Consider the following 6501-nt stretch of genomic DNA (forward strand, 5'->3'; position numbering starts at 1 on the left):
CATCGAGGCCAGCATGCGGCGGCTCGGCGAGTCGTCGTAGCGCAGCGCGAGCGCCACGCGCAGCCGATCCAGCACCTCCTGGGTGCGCTCCAGCTTGCGCGAGGCCATGGCGGCGGTACGCACGACTCGGGGCACGCGCGGCAGCCGGCGGAACGTCTCCTCCACCATCAACTGGGCCCTGGCCGTCTCACCCAGCGCCTCGTACGCGCGGGCCAGCGTCAGCCGCGCCCCGCCCGACTCCGGCACCTTCTCCACCACAGGCGTGAGCAGCGGGGGCACGCGCTCCGGGTGGCCGCGATCCAGCTCGTGCTCGGCCAGCGCCACGCGCGCGGAGACCGAGTCCGGTGCCACCTGGAGGGCTGCCTCCAGGAAGTGGCGCTTCAGGTTCTGGTCGTCGCGGTGGTTGGAGGCGGCGAGCAGCTGCAGGCCCACGTCGCTCGGGGCGGCCTTGGCCGCGCGCTCCGCTTCCACCGTGGCGGTGTGCTCGCGCTCGTCATAGGTGCGGAAGAAGGAGAGCACCGTCGCGTACTCGCCGCGCAGCGTGGCGTCCTCCGGCTTCTTCTCCACCAGGGCCTGCAGCGTGGAGGTGACGGTGGGCAGCAGCTGGGGGGCCGGGGCCGTGCCACGCTCCAGCGCGGGCGGAGTCGCGGGGAGCACCGCGCGCACAGAGCCGCGCCCGGCCATGGGCTCCTGGCGCAGGTAGAAGCCCAGCGGGCCGGTCTCCTGGCACACCTTGAGGAGCACGCGGTTGAGCCCCTTGCGCAGCTTCACGGCCACGCGGCTCTGGTCCGGCCGCGGCAGGTTGTAGCGATCCTCGCGCGCGGCGGGCTGCCCGTTCACCCAGAGCCGGAAGCCTCCGGAGGTGCCCACTCCGAGCGCCACCTGCGTCTCCGCGGGCGCCTCGAGCCACGTCAGCGCATAGGCGACTGCCTCGCGGTTGGGGCGCACTGCGGCGGCCAGGTCCACGTAGCCATCCGTGGGGGTGACGGCGAGCTTGCGCCAGGACACCTCGCGGCCCTTGGCGCCGGCGAACTTCGTGGAGAGATCCACCGTGGCCGCCTCGGGGCCGAAGTCGGTGTCACACCCGCTCTTGCCCTCGTTCTCGAAGCCGCCGACGACGTAGAAGTCCCCGATGAAGCCGAGCGAGCGCTGCACCTCGGCGGAGCGCACGGTGCGGCCGCGGGCGCGCTCCAGGTCCATGAGCAGCAGGGTGGCCGTGGTGCGCGTGCCGGGATCAGCGCTGCGCTTGCTGGCGATCGTGGCGTAGGTGTTCGCCAGAGGGGTGATGTCCTCCAGATCCTCTACCAGCGCATGCAGGCGGATGAGGTAGGCGGTGCCACGGGGCGAGGAGGCGAGCTCGAGGGCTTTGTCCGCATACGCCTGAGCGGCCGCGGCGGTAGGGTCCGCGGGCTTCGCGAGGACCAGGAGCGGGCAGGTGAGCACGAAGACTGCGGCGAGCCATGTGAAGCGCGACATCCGTCGTATCCCTCGTCCTTCAATAAGGTGGGCCATGGGGGCCCCCTGGCTGGGGGCGACCCCGTGAACAGTCGCCAGGGGGAGCACCTTCCCCTGCATGCGGCCTTGGACAAAGAAAAACCCGCAGCCCCGGGGCACCTCTCCAGGGAAGGAGGAGCGCCAGCCGGGGCGTGAGGACAGAGGAGCCCGCCTGTCCCTCCGAGTGGAGAGGGAGCAGGCTCAGACGGAGTGCAGGTGCCGCGGCCTCGGGGGCGAGCCGGGGGTGAGCTCCGCGCAGGCGGCGAACTCGTCCGCCGCGAGCAGCTCGGAGCCGGAGAGGATGCGGTCCACGTCCAGCAGCAGGACGAGGCCATCGCCATGGCGGCCCATGCCGGCGATGAAGGAGTCCATGTTGCTGGTGGCGCCGAAGGAAGGCGCGGCCACCACATCCCGCGAGCTCAAGTGGACGGGGGCGCCCACCGAATCGACCGTCAGCCCGAGGAGCATCGTCTGGCCCTCGTGCTGCACCTCGACGACGAGCACTCCGGTGCGAGCGGCGGTGGAGCGGAAGGCCTGGCCGAGCCGGGAGCCGAGGTCCACCACTGGCACGGGCCTGCCAGCCACACCGATGGCGCCGCGCATGAAGCGGGGCGCTGCGGGGACGTGGATGACGGCCACGTTGGAGAGGGCCTCACGGACACAACTGGCGGGGATCGCGTAGTGCTCTCCGCCGAGGACGAAGGTGGAGTACTTCTCGGCCTGCCCTGGTACCAGTGCCAGTGTCATAGGGTCACCTCGATCAGAGGGAGGGGGGTGTGATGGCCGGTCTCATGCACAACTGGGCTGTGAAAATATATACGATCTAAAATCTGAGGAAACAAGCCAAACCCTTCGGTCGCATAAGCCCTGGTCATCAGGAAAGGCAGGATACTCCGCCGTAGGGCGAAGTGTGAGATTTGTCGCTCAGGAGGCGAGGCTGTAGGCGCGGGCGATGGTGAGCACCTCGACGTGGGCGGCACCGGCTGAGCGGAGGGCGATCGCGGCGGCGCGGGTGGTGGCTCCAGTGGTGAAGACGTCGTCGATGAGGAGGAGGGCCTGGCCGGTGACTGAGGGGGAGGCGGTGAAGGCCTCTGCGACGTTGTGGGCGCGGGCTGTCTCCGAGAGCCCGACCTGGCGCTTCGTCTCACGCGTCCGTGTGAGGAGGCCCGCGGGGGCGCGGCGACCGGTGGCCTTTGCGAGCGCGCCGGCGAGGAGCTGGGTCTGATCATATTTCCGCTCGTGGAAGCGGCGGGCGTGGAGCGGGAGGGCCACGAGGAGGGCGGGGGCTCGTCGGAGGAAGGAGGAGGCCTCGTGCGCGAGCAGCTCGGCGAGTGGCTGGGCGAGCTCGGGGTGGTCCTCGTACTTGAAGCGATGGATGGTACGGGAGACGGGCCCCTCATGAGCGAAGGGCGCCCAGGCTCGGGTGAAGGGCGGCGGATGGTTGCGGCACCGCGGGCACTCGCCTGAGGGGAAGGTGCCGGGCTCGGCGCAGGTGCGGCAGCAGGCGGGAGGGACGCGCTCCAAGGCGGTGTCGCACGTCTCGCAGAAGAAGGCGTGGGCCGGGAGCACCCGCGCACAGGCCAGGCACGCGGGCGGGTAGAGCAGCTCCAAGAGCCCGTGGAGGAGCGATGAGGGGTGAGAACGCATCACGGGCGGTGAAGCACATCCTGGGCCAGCACCTGGGAGCCGAGCGCGCACACGCAGAGCGCGCTTCCCGCATACTGGGGCTGGGTCCCGCATGGTGGATGAACCGTCCAGCGGCGTGGACGGTGGACCTCAGCCAAGGGCGAGCTGCCGGGCGCAGCCCGCGCCAACCTGTCTGCTTGTATGACAGGTTCGTGCCACCCCCAGGGACGAGCTGCCGGGGACAGCCCATGCCAACCTGTATGCTTGTCATACAGGTTCGCGCCATCCGCCGCCGTAGGGCAGCCCCGGCCTGGGGCCCAGTCGCCAGTCGCTGCTCCCACCCTCAGACGGCCGCGCCTGGGATGCTGCAGGCACCCATGCCATGAAGACACGTGGGCCCACATCCAGGGCTGTGGGACGTGCTCCTTGCGCGCTGCTCTCAGAGCAGGCCGAGCCGGTTCATCTCCTTGGGCTGAGGCAGGCCCATCACCTTGCAGAGCGTGGGGGCGATGTCCGCCAGCACGCCGGGCCGCAGCTTGTGCCCGCGGAAGTCCGGGTGGATCAGGTGGAAGGGCACGGGGTTGAGCGTGTGCGCGGTGTGCGGCTCGCCCGTGACCGGATCCTTCATCAGCTCGCAGTTGCCGTGGTCCGCGGTGATGGCCATGGCCCAGTTGTTGCGCTGACACGCGGCGCCGAGGTGCCCGAGGCACTCGTCCACCACCGCCACCGACTTGATGGCGGCCTCCAGGTTGCCGCTGTGGCCCACCATGTCCGGGTTGGCGAAGTTGACGAGCGCGAAGTCGTACGCATTCGAGTCGATGCGCTTGACCAGCTCGGCCGTCACCTCGCGCGCGGACATCTCCGGCTTGAGATCATACGTCTTCACATCGCGGGGCGAGGGCACTAGGAACCGGTCCTCGCCGGGGTAGACCACCTCGCGGCCGCCGTTGAAGAAGAAGGTGACGTGCGCGTACTTCTCGGTCTCCGCGGTGCGGAGCTGCTTGAGGCCATGCTCCGCCAGCAGCTGCGGGAAGATCTCCTGCGGCTGCTCGGGCGGGTAGGCCACAGGCAGAGTGAAGGTCTCGTCGTACTGGGTCAGGCAGATGTAGCGCCCGAGCGTGAGCCCACCCCGGTCGAACTCCTTGAAGCTCGGATCGGTGAGCGCGCGAGTCATCTCGCGGACGCGATCCGCTCGGAAGTTGAAGCACATGACCACGTCCCCGTCGCGGATGCGGCCCACGGGGGAGCCGTCGCCCTGGGTGATGACGGTGGGCTTGACGAACTCGTCGGTGATCTTCTCCGCGTAGGAGGCGCGGATAGCGGACAGCGCGTCGGGGGCCTTGGGGCCCTGGCCCAGCGCCATGGCGTCATAGGCGAGCTTGACGCGGTCCCACCGCTTGTCGCGGTCCATGGGGTAGTAGCGCCCGCTCACGGTGGCGATGCGGGCGGCTTGGGTCTCCTTGAGGAAGCGCTCCAGCTCCTCCACGTAGCCCAGGCCGCTCTGGGGCGGGGTGTCGCGCCCATCGAGGCAGGCGTGGATGTAGACCTGAGGCAACCCCCGCTCCCGGGCCGCCTTGAGCAGGGCGTACAGGTGCTCCATGGAGGAGTGTACGCCGCCCGGAGAGACCAGGCCGAACAGGTGGAAGGCCTTGCCGTCTGCCTTGGCCTTCTCCATGGCGGAGCGGATGACGGGGTTGTTGCCGAGCTCGCCGGACTCGGCGGCGCGGTTGATGCGGACGAGGTCCTGGTAGACGATCCGGCCGGCGCCGATGTTCGTGTGGCCGACCTCCGAGTTGCCCATCTGTCCCTCGGGCAGGCCGACGGCGAGACCGGAGGTCTGCAGCTCGGTGAAGGGAGAGTCGTGGGAGATGCGATCGAGGTGAGGGGTACCGGCCAGGAGGATCGCGTTGTCCGGGCGCTCTTTGCGGATGCCCCAGCCATCCAGAATACAGAGCAGGACCTTGTGCGCTGGTTTCATGAGACCAAAGCTACCCACCTGGACGCGCGGATGGAGGGAAAAGTGCAAGGGCTCGGCTGGGCTGTCGTCCGGCGGGCGGCAGAGCCCCTGGGTCTTACTGCCGGGCGGTGAGGCGGGCCATGGACGGTGCCACCAGGGCCAGCAGGCCGTAGACGCCGGCCGCGCAAGCGAGCGTCGCGCCAATTCCCCAGGACACGGAGAGGAAGACCGCCGCCCCGGAGCCGACCACGGACAGCACGCCGTTGACGCCCCAGCACCACGCAGCCGCCTCCGGCGCCACGGCCAGCACACGGCGCAGCCCCAGCGGGAACAGGAACCCGAGCACGATCCCGGGCAGGCCCGCCACCAGCACGCAGACCAGCGCCCGCTCTATGAAGGAGCGGGCCAGCACCGCCGAGATGACGCTCGAGGGCACCACCGACCACAGCGCGATGACCAGCGCGGCGATGCCCGGCAGCAGCAGCAGGGTCCGTCCGGAGGTCGGATCCAGGCGCTCGGACAGCGTGGCGCCCAGTCCGGCGGCCAGCGTCAGCGGCGCCAGCGTCAGGGCCAGCGCCCAGGTAGGATCCCCCAACAGCAGGTGGAGTCGCTGCGCCGTGGCGATCTCGAAGAGCATGAACCCCAGCCCGAGCGAGGCGAACCACGCCGGGACGATGAGCCGGCCCGCCGGGTGCAGGGGGGCCAGCGTGCTCTTTCGCCGCCACAGTGGAGGGAGGATCCACGCCACCGCGAGGAGTGAGGCGAGCCCGAAGGCGGTCGCCACGGCCCCCACCGCCACCACGTTGCCACGGAGCATCCCGCCGCCGCCGGAGCTCAGCAGCGCCTGGATCTTCGACGGAGACAGCCACGCCGAGAGCGGCACCTGAAGGAAGAAGAACGGCCGGTCATCCGTGGTGGCTGTCAAGTCGACGCCCGCCTCCGCGGACAGCGCCTCGAGCTTCGTATCGTCGGCCGCCTCGGCCACCGCCGCGAGCCAAGGCGAGGCGGGAGGCTCCCCCGGAACCAGCAGGAGGCGCAGTCCCCCCGAGAGAGCACGCTCACGCACCACCGCCACATCCTCCGGTCGCAGCGGGGAAGGGCTGACGAGGATGTTGGCCAGCTCTCCTCGGGCAACCAGCAGCAGGTGGCGCGAGGGCTCGGCGACGCCGCGGTCCCGCAGCGCCGCGGAGACCAGGGCCACCAGGCGGGCCACTTCGATGGGGCGCTCGGGATCGTACCAGCGCGAGAAGCTCACGATGCCATCCGGCTGGAGCTTCTCCAGGAACAGCCGCCACGCCTCGCGCGTGTAGAGCGAGTTCTCCGTGAGCGTCATCGCGCCCATGCCCGTCGAGGCCCACGTGTCCACGAGGGAGGCCACGATGACCTGGAAGCGCCCGGGGCTACGGGCCAGCCATGAGCGCCCG

At 70.2% G+C, this 6501-nt stretch carries 5 protein-coding genes; all 5 read right to left on the reverse strand.

Annotated elements, in window-relative coordinates; translation table 11 throughout:
• The coding region (locus tag VD972_RS16600; RefSeq protein ID WP_414654074.1) for a tetratricopeptide repeat protein at window positions 1–1476 on the reverse strand (1476 nt) is incomplete at its 3' end.
• A 219-nt stretch (window positions 1477–1695) separates the two neighbouring features.
• Complete coding sequence (locus VD972_RS16605; RefSeq protein ID WP_324988115.1) at window positions 1696–2241, reverse strand: chemotaxis protein CheW; 546 nt, start codon at window positions 2239–2241, stop codon at window positions 1696–1698.
• A gap of 177 nt (window positions 2242–2418) precedes the next feature.
• Window positions 2419–3141, reverse strand: a complete 723-nt coding sequence (locus tag VD972_RS16610) for a ComF family protein (protein ID WP_324988123.1) — start codon at window positions 3139–3141, stop codon at window positions 2419–2421.
• A 418-nt stretch (window positions 3142–3559) separates the two neighbouring features.
• Window positions 3560–5098: a 2,3-bisphosphoglycerate-independent phosphoglycerate mutase gene (gene gpmI, locus VD972_RS16615; RefSeq protein WP_324988117.1), complete on the reverse strand. Its 1539-nt coding sequence runs from the start codon at window positions 5096–5098 to the stop codon at window positions 3560–3562.
• 94 nt (window positions 5099–5192) lie between these two features.
• On the reverse strand, window positions 5193–6501 hold a 1309-nt coding region (locus tag VD972_RS16620), incomplete at its 5' end, for a hypothetical protein (protein WP_324988120.1).

The organism is Hyalangium sp. (genome assembly GCF_035629615.1).
In the GTDB taxonomy this organism is placed as follows: domain Bacteria; phylum Myxococcota; class Myxococcia; order Myxococcales; family Myxococcaceae; genus Hyalangium.

Bases quoted from the DNA above. Each gene is read 5' to 3' on its own strand.
- VD972_RS16605 (WP_324988115.1), bottom strand. From the start codon at position 2,241: ATGACACTGGCACTGGTACCAGGGCAGGCCGAGAAGTACTCCACCTTC.
- VD972_RS16610 (WP_324988123.1), bottom strand. From the start codon at position 3,141: ATGCGTTCTCACCCCTCATCGCTCCTCCACGGGCTCTTGGAGCTGCTC.
- gpmI (WP_324988117.1), bottom strand. From the start codon at position 5,098: ATGAAACCAGCGCACAAGGTCCTGCTCTGTATTCTGGATGGCTGGGGC.